Annotated in this window: 19 protein-coding genes and 1 tRNA gene; 8 read left to right on the top strand and 12 right to left on the bottom strand. The window is 42.4% G+C overall.

Going from position 1 to position 22,942, the window contains the following annotated elements:
* Positions 1-2: 2 nt before the first annotated feature.
* From accD to grpE, 3 genes are all read right to left on the bottom strand, one after another.
* On the bottom strand, positions 3-977 hold the full coding sequence (accD, locus tag NMG48_RS06470; RefSeq protein ID WP_271254480.1) for an acetyl-CoA carboxylase, carboxyltransferase subunit beta: 975 nt from the start codon (positions 975-977) through the stop codon (positions 3-5).
* 191 nt (positions 978-1,168) lie between these two features.
* Complete coding sequence (dnaK, locus tag NMG48_RS06465) at positions 1,169-3,028, bottom strand: molecular chaperone DnaK (RefSeq protein ID WP_271254479.1); 1,860 nt, start codon at positions 3,026-3,028, stop codon at positions 1,169-1,171.
* Positions 3,029-3,155: 127 nt separating this feature from the next.
* Positions 3,156-3,932 carry a nucleotide exchange factor GrpE gene (gene grpE, locus NMG48_RS06460; RefSeq protein WP_271254478.1) on the bottom strand — a complete coding sequence of 259 codons (777 nt, stop codon included), beginning with the start codon at positions 3,930-3,932 and terminating at the stop codon, positions 3,156-3,158.
* Between the two features lie 219 nt (positions 3,933-4,151).
* Here grpE and NMG48_RS06455 point away from each other — a divergent pair, with 219 nt between their 5' ends.
* Complete coding sequence (locus NMG48_RS06455) at positions 4,152-4,658, top strand: GNAT family N-acetyltransferase (protein ID WP_271254477.1); 507 nt, start codon at positions 4,152-4,154, stop codon at positions 4,656-4,658.
* 106 nt (positions 4,659-4,764) lie between these two features.
* Here NMG48_RS06455 and NMG48_RS06450 read toward each other — a convergent pair whose 3' ends face one another.
* From NMG48_RS06450 to NMG48_RS06435, 4 genes are all read right to left on the bottom strand, one after another.
* Entirely contained in the window at positions 4,765-6,711 is a 1,947-nt protein-coding gene (locus NMG48_RS06450; RefSeq protein WP_271254476.1) for a pentapeptide repeat-containing protein, read from the bottom strand.
* Positions 6,708-7,649 (bottom strand): protein phosphatase 2C domain-containing protein, encoded by a 942-nt coding sequence (locus tag NMG48_RS06445; RefSeq protein ID WP_271254475.1) that lies wholly within the window; start codon positions 7,647-7,649, stop codon positions 6,708-6,710. The genes NMG48_RS06450 and NMG48_RS06445 overlap by 4 nt, the downstream gene beginning before the upstream one ends.
* 61 nt (positions 7,650-7,710) lie before the next feature.
* Positions 7,711-8,052, bottom strand: coding sequence for an MgPME-cyclase complex family protein (locus NMG48_RS06440; protein WP_169363046.1), 342 nt, complete (start codon positions 8,050-8,052; stop codon positions 7,711-7,713).
* 66 nt (positions 8,053-8,118) lie between these two features.
* Complete coding sequence (locus NMG48_RS06435; protein ID WP_271254474.1) at positions 8,119-8,922, bottom strand: TIGR01548 family HAD-type hydrolase; 804 nt, start codon at positions 8,920-8,922, stop codon at positions 8,119-8,121.
* A 60-nt stretch (positions 8,923-8,982) separates the two neighbouring features.
* Here NMG48_RS06435 and NMG48_RS06430 point away from each other — a divergent pair, with 60 nt between their 5' ends.
* Positions 8,983-9,282, top strand: a complete 300-nt coding sequence (locus tag NMG48_RS06430) for a 30S ribosomal protein PSRP-3 (RefSeq protein WP_009627931.1) — start codon at positions 8,983-8,985, stop codon at positions 9,280-9,282.
* A gap of 78 nt (positions 9,283-9,360) precedes the next feature.
* Here NMG48_RS06430 and psbC read toward each other — a convergent pair whose 3' ends face one another.
* Both psbC and psbD read right to left on the bottom strand, forming a co-directional pair.
* A complete protein-coding gene (psbC, locus tag NMG48_RS06425; protein ID WP_126389144.1) occupies positions 9,361-10,752 on the bottom strand; it encodes a photosystem II reaction center protein CP43 in 1,392 nt (463 codons plus the stop codon).
* 210 nt (positions 10,753-10,962) lie between these two features.
* Positions 10,963-12,030, bottom strand: a complete 1,068-nt coding sequence (gene psbD, locus NMG48_RS06420; protein ID WP_126389142.1) for a photosystem II D2 protein (photosystem q(a) protein) — start codon at positions 12,028-12,030, stop codon at positions 10,963-10,965.
* A 454-nt stretch (positions 12,031-12,484) separates the two neighbouring features.
* Here psbD and NMG48_RS06415 point away from each other — a divergent pair, with 454 nt between their 5' ends.
* The 4 genes from NMG48_RS06415 to NMG48_RS06400 all read left to right on the top strand — a co-directional run bounded on the left by NMG48_RS06415 (position 12,485) and on the right by NMG48_RS06400 (position 15,656).
* The gene (locus tag NMG48_RS06415) at positions 12,485-13,180 is read left to right on the top strand and encodes a type IV pilin-like G/H family protein (RefSeq protein ID WP_271254473.1); all 696 of its coding nucleotides are present in this window, start codon (positions 12,485-12,487) and stop codon (positions 13,178-13,180) included.
* A gap of 19 nt (positions 13,181-13,199) precedes the next feature.
* A complete protein-coding gene (locus NMG48_RS06410; protein ID WP_271254472.1) occupies positions 13,200-14,138 on the top strand; it encodes a pentapeptide repeat-containing protein in 939 nt (312 codons plus the stop codon).
* Between the two features lie 20 nt (positions 14,139-14,158).
* Entirely contained in the window at positions 14,159-14,911 is a 753-nt protein-coding gene (locus NMG48_RS06405) for a sterol desaturase family protein (protein WP_271254471.1), read from the top strand.
* A gap of 205 nt (positions 14,912-15,116) precedes the next feature.
* Positions 15,117-15,656, top strand: a complete 540-nt coding sequence (locus NMG48_RS06400; RefSeq protein WP_271254470.1) for a rhodanese-like domain-containing protein — start codon at positions 15,117-15,119, stop codon at positions 15,654-15,656.
* Between the two features lie 41 nt (positions 15,657-15,697).
* Here NMG48_RS06400 and NMG48_RS06395 read toward each other — a convergent pair.
* From NMG48_RS06395 to NMG48_RS06385, 3 genes are all read right to left on the bottom strand, one after another.
* Positions 15,698-15,771, bottom strand: a tRNA-Pro gene (locus NMG48_RS06395).
* A gap of 240 nt (positions 15,772-16,011) precedes the next feature.
* Positions 16,012-17,346: an ATP-binding protein gene (locus NMG48_RS06390; RefSeq protein ID WP_271254469.1), complete on the bottom strand. Its 1,335-nt coding sequence runs from the start codon at positions 17,344-17,346 to the stop codon at positions 16,012-16,014.
* Between the two features lie 130 nt (positions 17,347-17,476).
* The gene (locus tag NMG48_RS06385; RefSeq protein ID WP_271254468.1) at positions 17,477-17,758 is read right to left on the bottom strand and encodes a DUF7734 family protein; all 282 of its coding nucleotides are present in this window, start codon (positions 17,756-17,758) and stop codon (positions 17,477-17,479) included.
* Between the two features lie 111 nt (positions 17,759-17,869).
* Here NMG48_RS06385 and NMG48_RS06380 point away from each other — a divergent pair, with 111 nt between their 5' ends.
* Both NMG48_RS06380 and NMG48_RS06375 read left to right on the top strand, forming a co-directional pair.
* Positions 17,870-19,420, top strand: coding sequence for a hypothetical protein (locus tag NMG48_RS06380; protein ID WP_271254467.1), 1,551 nt, complete (start codon positions 17,870-17,872; stop codon positions 19,418-19,420).
* 216 nt (positions 19,421-19,636) lie between these two features.
* Positions 19,637-22,939 carry a type ISP restriction/modification enzyme gene (locus tag NMG48_RS06375; RefSeq protein ID WP_271254466.1) on the top strand — a complete coding sequence of 1,101 codons (3,303 nt, stop codon included), beginning with the start codon at positions 19,637-19,639 and terminating at the stop codon, positions 22,937-22,939.
* Positions 22,940-22,942 lie beyond the last annotated feature (3 nt).

Here is a 22,942-nt window from a genome sequence, read left to right as displayed (position 1 = left end):
AGCTAAACCTCAGAAGCTAAGCTTGTCTCGGACGCAATATCAATTCCCGACTTAACAGCACCATTAAGATGGCGATCACTGGCAATATCGGCTTGAGGTTGGTGCATTTTTAAAATCATGGCAAGACTTTGCTTCAGCTTAGTTCTTGGTACAACTGCATCCACAAAACCGTGATCGAGCAAATATTCCGCTGATTGAAAACCTTCGGGAATTTTTTGCTTCAGGGTTTGCTCAATGACGCGACGACCTGTGAAACCAATTAATGCCTTCGGCTCAGCTAAAATCAAATCCCCAAGCATCGCAAAGCTTGCGGTTACGCCGCCCGTTGTCGGATTTGTCAAAATGGGAATATATAAAAGATTTGCTTGACGATGGCGCTCAAGAGCCGCCGAAGTCTTTGCCATTTGCATTAAGCTCAAAATTCCTTCCTGCATCCGCGCCCCACCTGACGCACAGAAAATCAAAGCAGGATAACGCTTCGCTGTCGCAGTTTCGAGCATACGGGTGATCTTTTCCCCGACGACAGATCCCATGCTGCCGCCCATAAAGCGGAAATCCATTACTGCAAGAGCTGCGTCACAACCATCGATCTTGCCAGTACCCGTGATCACCCCATCACTTAAGCCTGTTTTTTGCCGATATTCTTTGATGCGATCGATATAGGGCTTGCGATCTTTAAAACCTAGAGGATCGCAGGAAGTTAAATCTGCATCCATCTCTTCCCATGTGCCTGCGTCGATTAGTTGGGCTATGCGCTCATAGGCATTAACTTGATTATGATGACCACATTCAGGACAAACCATCAAATTAGTTTTCAAGTCCTTGACATAGGTCAAAGCGCCACAACTCGAACATTTGTGCCACAAACCATCAGGAATTTCGCGTTCTTGAGAGTCTTGATTTAAATTAGGGGTTTTGCGGCGATATGCTTCACTAGCACGAGAGCGTGTTTCAGCAAACCAATCAAACAGTGACATAGCGGCTCACGGTTCACAGTATAGGCTTTCAGTTGCCAATACTTAGTCAATACTAGTAGGGGACAACTGTAACCAAAAATACAACTATAACTCTGTAATCATACAGCGCTTTGGACTTCAGAGAAAAGTATCGTATGAAAGCCAAAACATAAAAGCCAAAGCATAAAAAAGGGGCAATTTGCCCCTTTTGATTATTCTAAAGCATCGCTAGACTTTTGCTTGACACGCTCAACTTGAGAGTATTTTTCTACGGCTTGAGTTAGTTCAAACAAGGACTGTTGCAATGGCTTGATGGCAATTTGTAAATCTTCGTAAGTAGCTTCTTCAGATTCATACAAATTCTTGAGTATTTCCATGTTTTTGAGAGGGGTCTCACGCATACTCTGACTGATTACTGTAGGACCATTATCTTTCAGGATTTCTTCAACGGTGCGAATCAGATTAGATGCTTGGTTCCGCATGTTGGCAAGTTCGCGACGAGCAGAGTCTTCATCAGCATAGACCTCGGCTTCCATCCGCATTCTTTCAATTTCGCTAGGACTTAAGCCACCCGTATTCGTAATACTGATACTTTGTTCAACTCCAGTATCCACATCACGGGCTGAAACTTTGAGAATGCCGTTAGCATCAATATCAAAGGACACCTCGATCTGAGGAATGCCTCGCGGAGCAGGCCGTATACCCTCTAGCTCAAATTTGCCAAGGCTCTTATTGTCCTTTGCCATTGCCCGTTCACCCTGTAGGACATGGATTTCTACAGCCGATTGGTTGTCAACGGCAGTGGAGAAAATCTGTGACTTGCTGGTAGGGATTGTAGTGTTGCGTTCTAAATTTTTCGTAAATACGCCACCTTGAGTTTCTAGCCCAATGGATAGGGGAATAACATCAAGTAGTAAGAGATCCTTAACCTCACCACCGAGAATCCCTGCTTGCACAGCTGCACCGATCGCTACAGCTTCATCGGGATTAACCGATTGATCGGGCTTTTTGCCGTCAAAAAACTTAGAAATGGCATCCTGAACTGAAGGAATTCGGGTTGAGCCACCAACTAAAATAATGCGATTAATTTCCTTTGGCAGTAACCCTGCATCTTTTAGCGCTTGGGCGGTTGGCTCAAGGGTTGCTTTTACTAGGTGTGCGGTAATCTCGTCAAACTTAGAACGGGTAAAATCTAGCTCAATGGTCTTAGGTCCTGTCTCATTAGCCGCAATGAAGGGCAAGCTAATTAAAGTGGAAGGAGCGCTAGATAGCTCAATTTTAGCTTTTTCGGCAGCTTCTTTAAGTCTCTGAATCGCCGTCTTATCCGTTGATAAATCAATACCTTCTTTTTCCTTAAAGTCAGCAATCAGCCAATCGACGATCGCTGCGTCAAAGTCATCCCCCCCAAGGTGATTATTCCCTGAAGTTGCCTTAACTTCAAAAATGCCGTCCCCTAGTTGCAGTACGGACACATCGAATGTACCGCCGCCAAGGTCAAACACTAAAACAATCTGATCTTGATCCTGCTTGTCCAATCCATAGGCAAGCGCCGCCGCCGTTGGCTCATTGACAATTCGCAAGACCTCCATTCCCGAAATAGCCCCAGCATCTTTAGTCGCTTGGCGTTGTGTATCTGTAAAGTAAGCAGGTACGGTAATAACCGCTTGAGTCACTTCTTCGCCTAGATAATTTTCCGCATCTTGTTTAAGCTTTTGCAATATCATTGCGGAAATTTCTTGGGGCGTATAGGTTCTATCGCCGATCTGCACATCAACGGTGTCATCTTTACCCTTAACGGCAGTATAAGGAACACGACGACGTTCGTCTTCAGTCTCTGCCCAGCCGCGACCAATAAAACGCTTGATACTATAAACCGTATTCACAGAGTTCGTAACGGATTGGCGCTTAGCAACCTGACCAACAATCCGCTCATTGCTATCCTTGACAAAGGCGACAATACTCGGTGTGGTACGTCCTCCTTCTGCACTAGAGATGACAACAGGTTTGCCACCTTCTAACACTGAAACACAACTGTTTGTCGTCCCAAGGTCAATCCCAATTACTTTCGACATAATCGCCAGTTCCGTGAAAAGCTTTTCTAAAAGTTTAGCTTAGTGATTTTCTGAATAATGTACCCTAAGAATGCGATTCAAGATGCAATTGCGATCGCATCTTGAATGGTTTATTAATTAAGGCAGTTTAATTAGATGCGCCAGAGTCATTGTTTTGCGAATTTTCTGCGCCATTCTCAGCCGCACTATCAGCACCGTCAAGTTTACCTGAAGATACTTTAACTAGGGCATGGCGTAAAACGCGATCGTCGCTGACTAAGTATCCTGGGCGTAGTTCTTCGGTGATAATGCCCTCATCGTATTCCGCCGAAGGTTCCTGCATAATGGCTTCATGGAAGTTAGGATCAAAATCTTGACCGACTGCCTCCATTCTGGCTACACCTGTTTCCTTAAGGCATTTTAGTAATTGCTTATATACCGACTGATAACTTTTGTGAATAGCAGCTTCACCATCATTTTTTGGCGAAATCTGTAACTGTGCCCGTTCAAAGTCATCAACTACAGGCAAGATTTTTTTGAGGATCTTTGATGTAATTGTGCCTTCCTGCTCTTCTTTATCGCGCTCGGTGCGTTTGCGAAAATTCTCGAAGTCGGCATATAGACGCAAGTACTGTTGCTTGCGCTCGTCTAGCTGCTCTTTAAGGGCAGTGGACTCTGCGATCAAACCGTTGATTTTCTCAAGGGTTGCAGCAGCAGCAGCGCTAGCTTTACTAGCTTCAGCAGGCTTAGCCTCACTTGTGGCAGGAGTCTGTGAACTTTCTGCTTTTGGCTCTTCATTGTTTGATAGTTGATTCAATTCTTCAGTTGCAAGTTGTTGTAACCTTGACTCAAGAACATCATCATCTTCATCGATGAGATCATCCGAGAGATCATCGGAGGTGGATATGTTTTCTTCTTCGATCATTGCGGTAATACTCTTTTCGCGCTTTTCAGACTAGCAGTAAATTGCTAAGAGTTGATATTTTTGATGGTTAGTTTTGACGATTTTTGCCAATTAATCCGATTTTACTCTTTATCTGAGACAACGTATAGCTATTGCCAGCATAAAAACATAAGGTTGTATGAGATTACCTTTTGATATCTCTTAGAAAATATAACAAGCGATCGCTGTTAACTATTGGCTATGGAAATTCGAGCTGAGCAGCCAGAAGATTTAAATGCTATTCAGGTAGTTAATACCGCAGCATTTGGGCGTGCAAATGAAGCACATTTAGTTAATCAATTGCGTGGCATTGCAGATACTTTTTCCTTTGTAGCTACAGAGTCTCAGCAAATTGTGGGTCATATTTTATTTAGTCCAGTTATCGTTGAAGGATCATATCCTGATAATTTAAGGATGCTTGGACTAGCCCCATTAGCCGTATTGCCTCAATATCAACGACAGGGAATTGGCTCACTATTGATTCGGCATGGTTTAGTGCAATGTGCTCATTTAGGATACAAAGTTATTGTGGTGTTGGGATATCCCGAATTCTATTCACGTTTTGGCTTTATCTCGTCAAAAAGAAAGGGACTAAAATGCGAATATTCAGTTCCAGATGATGTATTTATGGTTTTAGAACTGCAAGATGGCGTATTAGATGGCTGTAGTGGAACCGTAAGATATCGATCCGAATTTAATGCAGTTTAAGCGCTGCACAGTGAACTAAGAAACTAATTTTTTGTGGTGTGGCGAAGCAACACCACAAAAAATTAGTTCTCATAAATCTAAATAGAGAAGCATCACTATCTATAAACTATGGCAAACAGTTAAGAGTTGATTTTGTAGTTAAGCCCGTCTCAGTGATATTGCCAGAAGCCGATGAGCAGAAATATTTACGAACATTACTGGCAAGATTGATAACGTTTGTAAAATCGGCGGATTCAATAGTGCCAATATTCTCCACGATCGCATTCCGAAAATTTGCCCCATTCAGATTTGCCCCTGACAAATCAACTAAGACAAGATTTGCGGCGGTGAGGTTGGCAGCACTAAGATTGGCATTGGTAAAAATCGTTTGGTGGAGTTCCGCCGATCGCAAATCGGCGGCGGTTAAATCAGCATTTTCGAGAATTGCCTCACTGAGATTTGCTGCGGATAAGTTACTCTCACGCAGATTTGCCTTAGTTAGATTAGTTTTCCTCAGATTGGCAAGTGCTAAATTTGCGCCACTCAGATTGGCTGAGTTGAGATCAGCTTCACTGAGATTACTTTTCATTAATTCAGCTTTTTGGAATATTGCTGAGCCAAGCTTTGACTGGGCTAAATTTGTCCGTAATAAGCTAGATTGCGTAAGATCTGCATCTGATAGATTAGATAGTGCCAAGTTTGCATCAATTAGGCTTGCATTACTCAGATCTGCTCCTCGGAGATCGACTTTGATTAACTTAATGCCGTTTAAGTTGGCATTTTTGAGGATTAATTGTCGTAGGTTCCCTCCTTCTAGGATGGAGTTACTGAGATTGATATTGCGTAAATCTTGACCTTGTAGGCGATCGCCTTGAGTCCCCGTCAACTGCACATAGGAGAAATCACGCCGCCCCTTGGCATATTGCTCTAGTAAAGCAGACACAGTAATCGGAGTTAACTTAACAGGCTTGTCTAGAACAGTAGTGGGTGAACTAGTTGGTTGTAGCGGACTGGTGGGGAAACTTGTCGGTTTTAGCTCAGGAGTTTTGCTAATTAGGTCTGGAGTTTTATTCTTGGAGAACAGTAGCAAAATACCGCCAACAGTAGCTAATGAGACGATGATGCCTAATACTCCCCATAGTAAGGCTCTATTAGGTAGAAGCTTGAAAAGAGATTTTGAATCTTGGAGATCTTGCTTGGCTTCATGCTCTTTGCCATGACATTGACGGATCAAGCGATCGCATAGTTCGCGAGTCTCATCATCGGGAATATTGGCGATCGCCTGAAATACAGGTGAGGCATCAGGCTCTTGAAAGTCATTTTGCCGAAAAATTAAATTTTTATTGTCTTCGTGAAAGGTTGCCCACAAATGAGGCTCTGTGGCTAAAGCACGCAGTGATAGGGAAATTACTGCAAAGGAAAATTCATCAAGGCGATCGCCAAAATCTTTAGTTGAGCGCTTGGGTGGCTGATAGTTAGGATGTCCTACCTCAAGGGGCGGTGAACCCCGCAATGCAGGCACATACATGCCGTCATAGTCAACGAGTTTCAATTCCCCATGATCGTCCACCATGATATTGCCATGTTGTAAGTCACCGTGAGCAATGCCTACCCGTTGCAAATCTTTTTGGAGTTGTTGCAACTGGCGCTCTAAACGCAGTAATACCTGTGAATCGTCAATATATTCGCCAATATAGCGATCTAGCTCTGTTCCCTCGACCCAATCCATTTTTAGAATTGGATACCATTGACCTTTCACCAAAATTCCCTGCGCCAAAAATTCAAAATCTACTAAATAGGGAATCTGATGTTGACTGAGATATTCACTAATTAACTGATAGCGTTCCTGTACATCGGTTTGAGGTATGCGCGTAAAGCATCGCACTGCCCAAGAGCGATCGCCCTTTGTAAGCTTATAAACCGTGGCAAAATTACCTGACCATAGTAAAACTCTACCCCGTGAATTCTTGGATGTACTAGCTTGCTTGAGGTCAGGATCTGCAAAGCAAAGCTGCGGATTTTGTACCGCGATCGTGAAGTCAATATTTAACGGCCAAGTTTGGATATCGGTCATGACTCACGACAAATTTCTAGGCATAGCAAAGTTGTATCGTCATTAGCGATCTCATGGCGATCGCGCAATTCATTCACCCATTGAGCAAAATGATCTTGAGATCTAAGCTCACCTAATTTTACCCAAGGATCTTGACTCGCTTCTAGTTGCTTGAAAATCCAACAGGCGATCGCATCGGTAGTCAAATAAAAGCGATCTCCTAATTCCGCAACCCCATGAGCTTGATGCATCTGAATATTTGCAACTTCAGTATATGTGCCAATTAATCTTGGTCGATGATTAAATTCATGGCTGTTTTGGATTGGGAAATAGAGGTTTGCTTGCTGATTGCGGACTATAAATAAGCAAGAATCCCCAGTTGCTAAAGCCTGCCAACTCAAATCTGGCAAAATTTCTAAACCCAAAAAAGTCGCGAAAGCTCCTGCGCCTGCTTTGCGTTTGGCAAACCAAGTCAAATTTTGATTGACTAGCCATTGTTGCCAAGTTTGTTGTATAGGTTGGAGCCAACTTTGGAGATTCGGTTCCTCCATAAAGGCATGATCACGATTCACAAAAGCAGTTACTAATTCTTTTGCCCATTCCTTCGCAAAGGAAGATTCCGTTGCGCCATCGGACAGGGCGATAGAAATTTGCTGATCGCCTTTAGCATAATGCCAAATATCTTCACATTCAGCGATCGCATTTCCTGCTTTTTGAATGGAGAAGCTCTGAATTAGCTCAAACCTATAACCTAAAGGCTTTGTTTCTACATTTTGCGGCTTAGATTTAGGAATGACAGTATATAAATTGCGATCGCCATATTTGTAACTCTGACCATTTGCAGCGATCGCCTTAAAACCAAAATTGGCATACCCATGTGGGGAAGGCAAGCTAATCAAAGGATCTCTGCGAAAAAGGCTAGACACAATATTGGAGATAATCGTCAATTTCAAGGTCACACCTTAGCACATATCCTCAATAGAAAAGCCGCCCTAGGGCGGCTTTTCTGTTAGTTACTATTTAGGCGATCGCTAAAGATGCTAAAGGATTGGGGATGGAGGCACTAGGAGCAGTGAATTCACCCGTTGCCACAAACTCAAGTCTCAGCTTTAGCCAACGCATCGTGTTGGGATCGGTGGTCACAATTGCTGCCGCAGGTTGAGGAATTTGCTTTTTGACACTTGCTAGCTCAGGAGCTTCCAAAAAAGCAGGTTGCTCGATCAACCAAAAGTTAACTTCTAGATTACGAGCTTCAAAATTGCGACGACGTTCCGCTAGTGTCTCACCCAAAGGTTTCCCTTCGTCTTCACACAAATACTTACGGCTAGCGGCAACAAAATAATATTGCTTAGACTCTGACATAAAGATTGATTTTTAAATGCTTAACACAGTGATAGCTTGTAAAGCTAGATCTATGTTAACGCTAATTCAACAGCTAAGACTTTGCGATAGATTAAGCTGTGGCGTTAGTTCCAACACACTATTTAAAACAATGTCTGCACCATTTTCTTTGAGCAATGCGGCATAGCGATCGCGCAAATTCTCAGTGACATGGGGTGGTATGACCCCAACGCCAACATACTGATAATTTGGGTTATAGTCCCTTGCCTTAATCACTGTGATCATGTCGGCAACCGTATCACCGACATAGACAATTAACTCTGTAGGGTTTTCTGTTTTACTATCAATTTGCTTTACAGCTAGTAAAAGTCCTGTGGGGTCAGGCTTGCCTGCTGCATCCTCCATTGCCACTAAAACAGGATCAATAATTTCTAAACGATTCAAAACATAACTAGCAGAAGCCCTAGTAGCCCCACTAAAAAATCCCCAACCAATGCCTGATGCTGTCAAACTCTGAAAATATTCCGTTGTCGCAATCAAAGGTTCTGTCGCAATATATCCATTTGACCAATCAGGATTACTACCCCGATAACGACTCTGAAAAAACGCAACAATGTCGTCATAATAGATCTTGGCGACCTTGCCTAGTCCCAGAAAATATCTTTTAATTAGCTCCTGAGATGCCTCCCAGTCATTGTTCCAAATTCCCTCAGCCTTTAATTCGTCAATTTCTTCAGGACTAGGGCGATATGCTGAATTTGTAAAATATTCAACCGTATCAGCTAGGGCGCGACGATAGGAACCCGACACATCTCGAATCACGCCATCAATATCAAATACAAAAGTTTTGCTGGTTGTTTCGTCTGAGGCAACTTTTGATGTTTCAATCATGTTATATTGCAAGATCGCTACTTTAATATGTAATTTAACTTTTCTTGGAGGTAGGTAGCATTGTCCCAGTTTATTCTAAAAATCTTATGGTTAGAGAATAACGTAGCTCTTGCCGTCGATCAAGTCGTTGGCAAAGGTTTCAGCCCTCTCACCAAGTATTTCTTCTGGCCCCGTGATGATGCTTGGGATCAACTTAAATCAGAAATGGAAAGCAAGCCTTGGATTGCCGATCAAGATCGGATCGAGATTCTAAATAAGGCAACCGAAGTAATTAATTACTGGCAGCAAGAGGGCAAAAATCGCCCCATGACAGAAGCTCAAGGTAAATTCCCTGATGTCATATTTACTGGTAGTAACTAGAAAATATAAAAGGGGCGCAATGCGCCCCTTTTTTTATTTAAAAAGGTTTCGCAATGCGCCCCTTTTTAATTTTAGAAACTATTTATCGAGCGCAGGCATCGAAAGTACAGCTTCAGTCTCACGGTCGATACCCTTTTCAAAACCAGCAACTGCTGCGCGTGCGCGGCCAGCGTGCCATAGGTGACCAACTAAGAACATGAAAGACAATACAAAGTGAGAAGTAGACAACCAAGAACGAGGAGATACGAAGTTTACCGCGTTGATTTCAGTTATAACACCGCCTACTGAGTTCAAGGAACCCAAAGGAGCGTGAGTCATGTACTCAGCAGCGCGACGTACTTGCCAAGGCTGAACGTCATTCTTGAGTTTGTCGATGTCCAAACCACTAGGACCACGAAGAGGCTCTAACCAAGGACCACGGAAGTCCCAGAAACGCATGGTTTCACCACCGAAGATGATTTCGCCAGATGGAGAACGCATGAGGTATTTACCAAGACCTGTAGGACCTTGAGATGTTGCAATGTTTGCACCAAGCTTTTGGTCACGAACGAGGTAGGTAAATGCTTGGGATTGAGAAGCTTCAGCACCAGTAGGACCAAAGAACTCACTAGGATAAACAGTGTTGTTGAACCATACAAAGCAAGTAGCAATAAATGCCATCAAGCTCAAAGCACCAAGGCTGTAGGAGAGATATGCTTCACCAGACCAAACAAGAGCACGTCTTGCCCAACCAAAAGGCTTAGTGAGGATATGCCAGATACCGCCACTGATCATGATTAAGCCGATCCAAATATGTCCACCAACTACATCTTCAAGGTTATTAACACCAACGATATTGCCCTCACCACCAAATGGGGAGTTGAGCAAATAGCCGAAGATAACAACTGGGTTCAGTGTAGGGTTGGTGATCACACGCACATCGCCACCACCAGGTGCCCATGTATCATAGAGTCCACCAAAGAACATCGCTTTGAATACGAGTAGGAGTGCACCAAAGCCCAATACGATCAGGTGATAACCAATGATATTGGTCATTTGGTTCTTGTCTTTCCAGTCGTAGCCAAAGAAAGAAGAATAATTTTCTAAAACTTCAGGACCACGCAAGGCATGGTAGATACCACCAAAGCCAAGTACAGCAGAGGAAATCAAGTGTAAAACGCCAACTACGAAGTATGGGAAAATATCCACAACTTCGCCACCAGCTCCAACACCCCAGCCTTGGGTGGCAAGGTGAGGAAGTAGGATAAAGCCTTGCTCATACATTGGCTTTTCAGGAACAAAGTGCGCGACTTCAAATAAAGTCATTGCACCAGCCCAGAATACAATCAGACCAGCGTGAGCAACGTGAGCGCCCAGCAGTTTGCCAGAAAGGTTAATGAGTCGCGCATTACCAGACCACCAAGCAAAGCCAGATGAATCTTGTGTGCGCCCACCCACTCCTAGCGAGTTTAAGTTAATGGTCGTCGTCACGAGAGGTTATCTCCAGAAAACTTTTTATAGGTTTAAAGTGCAAATAATTTTTAAGCTATCAGATATCAGCTTATTAGCTGCTAACGTCTAGAGGTTTGATGAGAATCATCATAATCTAAAAACTAGTCTAACTGCTCTGATATCTGATAGCTAAGTTGCTAAAAAATTTACTCAAATCAAAACTTGAGTAAATTTTTTAGATAGAGAAGATTACAGTGCGTTACCGCGAGGTAGTACTTCTTCAGGGAAAATGAATTTCTCAGCTGGTTGGTCTTGAGGAGCCATCCAAGCACGAATACCTTCGTTCAAGAGCAAGTTCTTGGTGTAGAAAGTTTCAAATTCAGGATCTTCTGCGGCGCGAACTTCTTGAGATACGAAGTCATAAGCACGAAGGTTCAATGCTAGACCAACGATACCAACGCTACTGAACCATAGACCAGCTACAGGTACGAATAGCATGAAGAAGTGCAACCAACGCTTGTTGGAGAAAGCAATACCGAAGATTTGGCTCCAGAAGCGGTTAGCAGTAACCATGGAGTAGGTTTCTTCTGATTGGGTGGGGTTGAAAGCTTTGAAGGTGTTGGCTGTGTTTCCATCGCCATCTTCAAACAAGGTGTTTTCTACGGTTGCACCGTGAATAGCACAAAGTAATGCGCCACCAAGGATACCTGCTACGCCCATCATGTGGAAGGGATTCAGAGTCCAGTTGTGGAACCCTTGTAGGAACAAGATGAAGCGGAAAATGCCAGCTACGCCGAAAGTAGGACCGAAGAACCAGCCAGATTGACCCAAGGGGTACATCAAGAATACTGATACGAATACGGCGATAGGACCAGAGAAGGCGATCGCATTATAAGGACGGATACCGACTAGACGAGCAATTTCAAATTGACGGAGCATGAAGCCGATCAATGCAAATGCGCCATGTAGTGCGAGGAATGTCCATAAACCACCAATCTGACACCAGCGAGTAAAGTCGCCCTGTGCTTCAGGTCCCCATAGGAATAGTAAGGAGTGACCAACGCTCAATGCAGGAGAAGATACAGCTACGGTCAAGATGTTGCATCCTTCGAGGAAGCTAGAAGCTAAACCGTGGGTGTACCAAGATGATACGAAGGTGATACCTGTAAACCAGCCACCAATAGCTAAAAATGCAGTGGGGAATAGCAATAAGCCACTCCAACCAATAAATACAAATCTGTCGCGTTTTAGCCAGTCGTCGAGAAGGTCAAACCATCCTCTTTCGACTTCTTGCGACCTGCCCATTGCAATGGTCATATTCTTAAATCCTGCTTTAACTACGAGTATTTATATGGATTTGAAATTAGCTTAACACATCTTTACGTTTGGGTTCTTACAAAATAGTAAAAACCTCAAACCGTTTTCAAGCAAGGGTTTGAGCTTACTTTACAAAGTATATGTACTTAGCAAAAAATCTTAAAAAAGTATTAAGAAGGTTTACTTCTACCTCTTTTGAGATAGTTGCCAATAAATTAATATATTAATTAACAATAATAGCAGTGCTAAATCCAGTCATTTCAAAAATGTTGTAAGGGAGATTGATTTGACTTGATCTTCGTCCTAGGAGCTAAGTATTTGTACTTATAAATTTTGCAAACATTAATAATGAAAGTAGTCAATAATCACTAAAACATGCGATCGCGATCGCATGTTTCTCTTTAAAAACAGGGCATTATTTGAGCTAGAGATTGACTAGCAGGAGGTAATCATAATGATCGTCCAATCTAAACCCACAACGATTAAGATTGACCTGCCAGATGAGCATCAGACACAATTGCCACTAGATACGGAAAGTTTTGTTGAGCAGGAACCTACAGTTGAATCAACTGATGAGGCAATTCAAAGTGAAGTTAAACGACCTAAAAAGAAACCATCTTTTTGGAGATCATTTTTGTATGGATCAATTGCTATTGGGTCGGCAGTTGGGGTAACGGCATTATTTCTGCCATTTTTGGTAAGTTGCGGTAGCCCAACAAGAAGTCGTAATGCCGAGGCTAAGACCTATGTTGGGACAATGAATAGATTGCAGCAGAGTATCTGGCTAGAAAATCAAACTTTTGGAAAGTCAATTTCTGCTTTGAATGCGGAGATAAAAGAGGAGACAATTAATCACAAGTACGAATTGGAAAGTTCAGATTTGGCGACTTATCAATATGCTATTTCCAAAAATGACGGGGCAAAAAGTTTTGTTGGCGCAGTATTTGTTATGACTGAAAATTCTCAAGTATTCCAAAAGCTAAATCAGCCAGTCAAGCCACCTCAGGCTTCAAATCAAGCGGTAAAAAAAGAGTTAACTACTTTCGCGATTCTATGTGAATCACCAAAAGGGATAAAAACAAAGTTGTCCAAGCCTTTCCTAAACAATGGCAAGCCGACCTGCCCTGAAGGAACCGAGTTAATAAAATAATCTATAAGTAGGTTTACCCATGAGTAATTATGTAAATTATCGTTATCGGGATTTTCAGAATCAATCATTTCAAAATGAATTTCGTAAAGGTGAAGATAAGACTGCTGACTTTACAGGTGCAAGGTTAAAAGGTTGTGATTTTCGAGGAGCAGAGCTAACAGGTGCTGATTTCTCAGAAACAGCGATCGGGCGAGACGAGAAAACATTTCAATCGGCGATCGGGCAAATCACCTTACACATTGTCTTGGGAATTCCTCTGGGACTAGCATCATGGTTTTTGAGCCAATTTACCCTTGCGGGTTGTGGGGTATCAGAGGCTAATCCCTATGCATGGTTGACAGATCCTTTTATTTGGATTGCCGCTTTTGCTACGGCAGCCACTATTTCTAAAGGAAAAGCTTTAATGCTCTTTTTAGGACTGGCTTTTTTGATGGCTTTAGCAAGTTCACTTCATAGCGGCGTTTTGGCTGGAATAAGTGGAATTCTCATGGTACTAGGTGCATTAGGGATGTCGCTATTTGGATTTTATCTAGGCTACTCAAAAGGCTCGATCACTGTGGGTATGGTATGGATGGCAGTGGGAGTATCTTCAGCAATTTCCGCAGGCTATAGTTGGTTATACTACCAAGAAATTCATTATGCGATTTTGTTTGCAATTTTGACGATTATTCCAGCTATTTTGGCAACTAAAGCTTTTAACCTCCATTTAGCTAAGGTAAAGAGGTCGGCGATGACTTCTTTTTGTGGTGCAGATTTAACTAGGGCAAGATTTTTAAATGCAGTTTTGCAGAATTGTGATTTTACAATGGCAAATTTAGAGGATGTAGATTGGTGCGGTGCAACCTTTAATAATTGCAAGTTTCCTAAAGGCTGGTCTCCCAATTGGCAAGAGGCGATCGCCCAAGATATTAACGCTAATCAATCGGTTGAAAAATTAGCTGCTAAAGAATCTCAATAATTAAAATTTATCTTGACTAAATGCTAGAAATACCTGATGTCATAAAAGGGATATTGATTCTAATTTGTGTATTTATTCCACTTGAGAAAGTATTAGCTTTGCATCAGCAAAATCTATTTCGTGAAGGTTGGCTAACTGATCTTTGTTATTATTTCTCAGGCTATTTTATTGGCAAAGGAACGATACAGATTTTAATAGTATTTTCCTTGCTCAGTCAAGGTTCAATACCGATGCTATCTAGGTTTGTATCTCAACAACCACTTAGCTTGCAAGTAGTAGTTTCTATCTTGATTGGTGATCTTTGTTTTTATTTTGCCCATCGCCTATTACATACTGTGCCTTGGTTATGGCAATTTCACGCAATTCATCATAGCTCAACCCATATTGACTGGCTAGCGACAGTTCGAGTGCATCCTTTCGAGCAGATTTTTACTAAAGCTTGTCAAATGATTCCCCTTTATTGGTTAGGGTTTTCAACAGAAGCCTTAGTAATTTATGCAATTTTTTCTAGTGCGATCGCTTTTTTTATTCATGCCAATATTCGTATTCAGTTTCCAATTTTAAAGTTGCTGATTGCGACACCAGAGTTTCATCATTGGCATCATGATCGCAATCCGAAAATATCTAATAAAAACTTTGCTGTCCAGTTGCCAATTATTGATTATATATTTGGCACTTGGCATATGCCTCAAGGAGAAACTCCAACCAAGTATGGCAGTAAATTAAATATTCAGACTAGTTACTTGAATCATTTAATCTATCCATTTAAGTAGCTGAGTGCAATTAAATATAAAACCCTAAAAGCTGTGGCGCTCGCGGCGCGAGCGCCACAGCTTTTGGTTCTATTTTTTAATTATGCCTAGCTACTTAAAAGTATTAGAAATCGTTCCAATGTCAAAATTAGGGAAAGAATTTAGAGGTGATATGGGGTGCGAAGCACCCCATATCACCTCTAAATTAAAATATTATGAGGGAATAATGAATTCCAATATAGACCAGAGCAAAATACATAAATTTCAGCAAGTTTTTGCTAACCGTCGATACTTGCTTCCTTTCGCGGTAGTTGGCGCTCTCTTGGTAGCTGGTGCTGGAACTCTGAGCATTCTTGCTTATCAACATCAAATGAGTTTACCTGTTTATTTACAAAGCTTTAGTACGCCGCAAATTTCGGTGCAGGAGTTGGCTAGTGGCAAGTTCAAGTCTGTACTGCTCATCGATGTGCGATCGCTTGAGGAATATCAAGAGGATCATATTGGCAATAGTCAACTTGTCCCACTGACAGATATTGAGTCAGGTTTGGGGATTTCACAGGTGAAAACTATTTTGCAAAGTTATGAAAGAACTCACCGTGATAAACCAACAATTATTTTGTACTGCACATCGGGAATGCGATCGATCAAGGCAAATCAGCAGCTTAGCCATAATGGCTATCGAGCTTTGACTCTAACGGGTGGCATTACGGCATGGCGTAAACAATTTACGCGATCGCAGGATTTGCAAGTATTAGCAACCAAATAAAAAAGCGCTCTAACAAGCGCTTCAATTTTTTCTTTTTTAAGTCGGGATGATAGGATTCGAACCTACGGCATCCTGCTCCCAAAGCAGGCGCGCTACCAAGCTGCGCTACATCCCGTTGCGAATATCTATGTTACTACACAAAGCGCAAAATAAGCAAAATTATTTTTCATAGCAACAAAAGAGATAGCTAGGACAAATCAAAACCCAAAATGCAAGTAGCGGTGCGAAGCACCGCTACTTGCATTTTGGGTTTTATAGACGCAAATTTCAGTACCTAAATAAATGAAGGTGGCGCATTGCACTGCCTTCATTTTGCCTTAAGCAAAACTTTGCTATAGGACAATAGCAATTGCGCTTAAATTTTGATTTCCAGATCTGCTTTGAGAAAGTCGATAAATTGTTGGGCAGTGCGCCCCGACTGCCCATTGTTGCGGGTTGCCCATTGTAAGGCGCGAAAATTGAGGTCTTCGGTGGGAAGTTCGATGCTTGCCCGTTTAGCGAGATGATGGACGATTTTGAGATAGATTTCTTGATCTGCTTTGAGAAACGTCAATGTGAGACCAAAGCGATCGCTTAGGGATAACTTCTCTTGTACTGTGTCCCAAGGATTTACCTCTTCACTAGTACTCAGTGTTTTTAGGCTAGGGCGATCGCTAAAGTATTCCCGTAATAAATGACGACGATTGGAAGTTGCGTAAACTAATAGATTATTCGGTTGAGCAGAGAGATTTCCTTCTAACACTACTTTGAGAGCTTTATAGTCTTCGCTCTCTTCTTCAAAGGATAAATCATCCACAAAAATGATGAACTTCTGTGGAACTTTTCGCAACACTTCAGCAATAATTGGTAAATCCTTTAGATCATCCTTGGCGACTTCGACTAGACGTAAACCGCGATCGCGATAGGCATACATTAAGGACTTGACCATTGAAGATTTGCCTGTCCCACGACTACCATAGAGAAGTACGTGCAGGGAATGATAGCCCGCTAAAAATGCTTCCGTATTTTTGTAAAGTGCCTGACGCTGCGACTCATATCCAACTATATCTGATAGCATCACTAGATCAGGATAGGCAATTCCCTCCAGATGACCTTTACGCCAACGAAACGCTTCATATTCAGTAAATATGCCAGTACCTGAGTGTTTGTAATAATTTGCCAGATCTGCTACTAGTTGCGTCCAATCATCGGTTTCTTGAAATTTAATAATTAGCGATCGCTTTTCTTCAGATAGTTTTGACAAATCATTAGGTGACAAGTGCCACGCTACGGCACGATTTTCAGAAGCATTAATAAAATCAACGAGTTTATCCCCTCCCCATAGACTCATCTCCTCTAGGATGTGGAGATCATGCTTCACCGCTGAAATTAGTGACATCGGTAGTTGAGCAAAATCGGTGGTTTGCGCCAATTGACTAAAAGGATTGTCAGATATCAGTAGCTGCGAAATTACATAGTCTCGCCAGTTATATCCTGTAGCTGCGATCGCCCTAAACCATTTCCCATAGGCAAATAAATAGCTAAGCTGTCGTGAACTATTTTCATGTCCATCTAATGCATAGTTGGCAAGGGACTTCAATAGCTTCTCATAGGCTTCCCAAGGCTCTTGCTCTAATACATTTTGATATAGCAGTAGTGAAGCGAGCCTCACCTGTCTTGCATAAATTGATTCCCTTGTCTCACTAAGCATATTTTTTAGCCAATTTCTCAAGCCGATTTTTTTAAGATTTAAGACTTATGCATTAGGTAGATGTGATGCGGACTAACATATCTACCTAATGCGTAAGTCTTAAAGATAATTTTGTGAAGAGCATAGCTCATCAAGCACCTTTAAACTGCTCCCATGTTATCCCTTGTTGGATGTACTTAGGCTCTGTGGGTTTATAGGGAGCAGTGAGGCGATCAATAGTGATAATTTCGGCATGATCAGGAATTACAGGTACATCAGGATCGAAGGCGGTTGATCGCATCAAAGAGCTAGAAAAACCTTTGAATATCATCACCTCATCGAGTTCATCCCCAATTTTTACCTTTACTAACAGTACCTCTTGAGGATGTTTGCTGCTATATACTTCGAGTTGTTGACCTTGGTTTACAGTCATAAATTAATTTAGTTGAAAGTTAGGCTTGGAACTCAGTCTGTCATGATCCTGTCAATGAAGATAGACTAAACTTTTGAGAGTACTTTTTAGATAATTTTATAGGCTTTGGATATGCTAAATACACGATCGCTGATTCTGGCTTTACCAACCGCAATCATGACATTGCCTTTAGTTAGTTTTTCGGCGATCGGGCAAACTACTTTTGGGGTAGTGGGGCAAGATGGATCTGATGGGCGCGATGGCCGTAATGGACGCGATGGGCAAGACATCAAAATTGTGAGTGATGGCAAGCCTACTAGCTATGACTTGACTGGCACAACTGGTGAAGATGGTGAAGATGGAACCGCAGGAACCTCCGCAAGTAGTTGTGAACAGCCCTATCGTCCTGCCTATTCACTCATAGGTGCATCAGGAGGACGTGGTGGCAATGGTGGTAACGGTGGACGTGGCGGCAATGGTGGTAATGTCACAATCTTTTATACCGATGTGGCAACCCTTCAGCAGATAGAAATCCGTAATGCAGGTGGTAGGGGGGGTAGGAGTGGGCGTAGTGCTGTCAGTGGCAAGGGTTGTGAATGCCGCGAAAGAGATTGGCGGATTAAATATTGCAATTTGGAGATTGAGCGGCGACCTTTCAATGATCCTAAAGCTGCATGGCAATATCATTCTAGAGAAACTAAACTTTGCGGACGTTCGAGCGATGGCTTTGATCTCGATTTTGAAAATAATTACTCACGGGTGTCCGAATATCGTCGAGGTGATTGGTTCTATCGCCGAACGAACAAAGGAGTTTCCCATTCTCAATATTATTCCTGTCAGTCAGGAGCGAATGGAGCAACTAGTAATAATGGTCGTAATGGTGAGATTGGTAGCTATGGTAAAGTTACGCTGATTCCACGATTAGATATTCCCACTGAGATAACTAGCGATCGCGCACCATTAGCGACGGCTTTAGGGAAAAAAGTGAACCTCATCAAAAATATTTGGGTGGAGCGCAGTGGATTATCGCGCTTGCTGCGTGCTAGTTCCGATGTACCGAATAGCTATACCTATTTAAAAGATACAGCCCGACTAGCTTATCGATTTGAGTGGGCAGCCCCTGAGTCTCCCAACGTATTAGGTGTTGATCGAGTGGAAATTGGTGGTACAGTCAATGTCCGTAATGAAAATGCCGAAATTCAATATCAGTTACCAGGGACATTGGAATATCAAGTCATGCCCGCTATTCCTTCGGAAAATCTTCAAGTGGTGAAGATTACAGGCGGATTTAACCCTGATCGTGTTAGTTCTTTCCAATTGCAAAAGATCTCAGGTGTGGGGACGGAAAACCAATTAATTCTTAGCGATCGCGGAAATGTAAGAGAGTTGCTCAAGGATAGCCAAATCGAAGTGCAGTGCTTTAGCAAAGAATCAGCAACAGGTGTCGTATCTAGCGATTATGTCAAGCGCCGCAGTATTACTTTCAAAATCCCCCCCAAGTTGCCTGCTAGTGATGGTGCGATCGTCAATGGCAATACCTACACTTTACCCGTGGGACGATATTGCTCACCTTGGCTCCGCGAAAATAATAATGCTGTCTATCAGTTGGTAATCAGTCAAATCACAAAGAGCGGCGCAAAATATGAGCAATCCCTCAAATCTACATTTGTCGTCGGCAAATAAGGCATTACGAATGGAAGCATTATTACTTTCATTAGCAACAAACTAACAGCGATCGCCTATTCAATTTTTCAATGCTTGGCAGAATAAGGTGATCGCTGTCAAAATCATCAATCCTAATCCAGTCCGCTAGAGGAGCTGCCAGATTAGTAAAGATGTATGGGCTAAAAATTTCAGGATTTTATCTGGTATCCTGAAATTAGCTAATCTCAAAAGACGATGACTAATCAAATTCAAGCTTATTTGCAAGAAGTGACGCAGATTTATCAAAAGGGTAATGCGACTGAGCATACCTATCGTCCTGCGTTGAAGAAGTTGCTTGAATCGTTTGATAACAATATCTTGGCGGTGAATGAGCCGAAGCGGATTGCTTGCGGTGCGCCAGATTTTTTAATTAGTCAGGGGGCGTTAGAGATTGGGCATCTTGAGGCTAAGGATATTGGGATTTCGCTGAAGAGTTTGGAAAAGAAGAACCAAATGCAGCGTTATTTCAATGCTTTGGGAAATTTAATTTTGACGGATCATTTAGAGTTTCGATGGTATGTGGGTGGAGAGTTACGGCTGGCGGCTTCTGTAGCTTCTTTTGATAAACAGAAAAAGATTAAGCCTGATCCTGATGGAATGGCACAGGTTGATCAACTTTTGCGACAGTTTCTATTAACTAAGGTGGCGCAGGTCACGACTCCCAAGGCGCTCGCCAAAAGGATGGCGGCTTTGGCTCAGTTGATCAGGGATGCCATTAATACGGCTTTGAATGATAGCGATCGCGGTGGGATGTTATCGGATCAGTTAGAGTCTTTTCGGGCGGTGTTGATTCGCGATTTGACGGGGGAACAGTTTGCGGATATGTATGCTCAGACGATTTGCTATGGTTTGTTTGCGGCGCGTTGCAATACGGATCAAGTGAGTACGTTTACGAGAGAGACGGCGGGTTTTCGCTTACCAAAAACGAATCCATTTTTGCGGGGGATTTTTAATCAGATTGCGGGTTCGGAACTTGACGATCGCATTGTGTGGGCGGTGGATACTTTGGCGACTATTTTGCAGCAAACGGATATGTCGGCTATTTTGAGCGATTTTGGTAAGCGCGATCGCCGTGAAGATCCTGTGGTGCATTTTTATGAGACTTTCTTGGCGGAATATGACCCAAAGATGCGCGAGTCACGGGGAGTTTACTATACGCCTGAGCCTGTGGTTGGGTATATTGTGCGGAGTGTGGATTATATTCTCAAGGAGAAGTTTGGGATTAAGAAGGGGTTGGCAGATAGTACGAAAATTTTACCTCCCGCAGTCGCCACTAATTCACCCCCCTCAGTCCCCCCTTTGAAGGGGGGAAGTAAAGATTCCAGTTCTTCTCCTTTGAAGGAGGGAAGTAAAGATTCTAGTTCTCCCCCTTCGCAAGGGGGAGTTAGAGGGGGTTCGGAACCTATGCATAAGGTGCTAATTCTCGATCCTGCGGTGGGGACTGGGACGTTTATGCATCGGGTGATTGAGCATATTTATGAGGGTTTTAAGAATCAGAAGGGGATGTGGTCGGGTTATGTGAGTCAGCATTTGTTACCGCGTTTATTTGGTTTTGAGTTGCTGATGGCTCCTTATACGGTGGCGCACATGAAGTTGGGGTTACAGCTTCAAGAAACTGGTTATGATTTTAGTTCTGAGGAGCGTTTACGGATTTATTTGACGAATACTTTACAGGAAGGTTTTCAAATTCCTGCGGCGGATGGTTTTATGAATCGCATTCGTGATGAGGCAGAGGCGGCGAAAGGGGTTAAGCAAGATACGCCTGTAATGGTGATTTTGGGCAATCCGCCTTATTCCTATGAGTCGATGAATACCGATCCTTGGATTGTGAATTTGGTTAAGGATTATTATCATGTGGATGGAAAACCATTGGGAGAGAGAAATCCTAAAGGTTTATTGGATGATTATGTGAAGTTTATTCGCTTTGCTCAGCATCGGGTTGCGGAAACTGGTTATGGGGTTGTGGCTTTAATCACAAATCATGGTTATTTGGACAATCCAACTTTTCGGGGAATGCGTCAAAATTTGATGCAGACTTTTGATGAGATTTATATTTTAGATTTGCATGGTAATAGCAAGAAAAAAGAAGTTTGTCCCGATGGTTCACCCGATCAAAATGTGTTTGATATTCAGCAAGGGGTAGCGATCGCGTTTTTTATCAAGTATCAAGATAGTCAGCAAGATTTAGCTAAGGTTTATCATGCTGATTTGTGGGGTGTTAGAGAGGTTAAGGAGAATAAGGAATTAGTTGGGGGCAAATATCATTGGTTAGATGAAAATGATATTAGTTCGACTGAATGGAAAGTTATAAATCCTAATGCAAGTTTTTATCTCTTTAAAGATAGAAATGTAGATTTGTTGCCAGAGTATGAAAAAGGCTGGAAAGTAGTTGATATTATGTCTGTTAATTCAACAGGCGTAAAAACTCATAGAGATCATTTTGTGTTTGATTATGACTACCATTCGCTTTATGGACGTATTAACGATTTCAGAAACTTAAAGATTTCTAATGAAGATGTTTCAGAGAAATATCAACTTCAAGCTAAAAGTGATTGGAATATAGATCGTAAGAGAAAATCTTTATCTGCAAATCTTGAATGGGAAAAATGTTTTACTCAATGTCTTTATCGTCCCTTTGACTTCAAAAACTACTTTCATAACTCGGATTTGGTGGATCGATCAAGAGATGAAGTTATGCAGCATATGATTTTGGGTGAAAATATATCAATCGTTATGCACAGGCAGATTCTTGGGAACAACTATACACATTGGTTGTGTTCAAATTGTACTGTTGACCATAACCTGCTTGATACAGCAAAAGGGGCTGTTATTTTCCCTCTCTATCTCTATCCAACCAACACCCCAACCCTATTTGAAGCCGAACCAACCAACTCCCCACATGGTCGCCGCCCAAACCTAGCACCAGAATTTATTAACGAACTTTCCGAAAAACTTAGCTTAGAATTTTTCCCAGATGGCAAAGGCGATCAAGTCAAAACCTTTGCACCAGAAGACATCTTTAACTACATTTATGCCACCTTCCACTCCCCTACCTATCGCCAACGCTACGCCGAATTTCTCAAAATCGACTTTCCTCGAGTCCCCCTCACCAGCAACAAACAACTATTTTGGGAACTAGCCACCAAAGGCGACAGACTCGTACAACTCCACCTGATGAAAGAAACAGGCGCAGAAATTAGTAACTATCCCATCGATGGCTCTAACCTTGTCGAACAAGTCAAATACAACGAAACCCAACAACAAATCTGGATTAACGACCAGCAGTATTTCGCCAATATCCCCAAACACATTTGGAACTTCTACATCGGCGGCTATCAAGTTTGTAAAAAATGGCTCAGCGATCGCAAAGGACGAGAACTCAGCTTTGACAACCTCGTTCATTATCAAAACATCATTTCCATCCTCGGCGAAACCATCGAGATCATGAGCGATATCGATCAAATCATTACCAAACATGGAGGCTTCCCATTTGGGTAAGGA

It is taken from the genome of Pseudanabaena sp. Chao 1811 (assembly GCF_027942295.1).
Classification (GTDB): domain Bacteria; phylum Cyanobacteriota; class Cyanobacteriia; order Pseudanabaenales; family Pseudanabaenaceae; genus Pseudanabaena.
The sequence above is the reverse complement of the archived record's forward strand: the minus strand, read 5'-3'. Positions and strand labels throughout refer to the sequence as shown.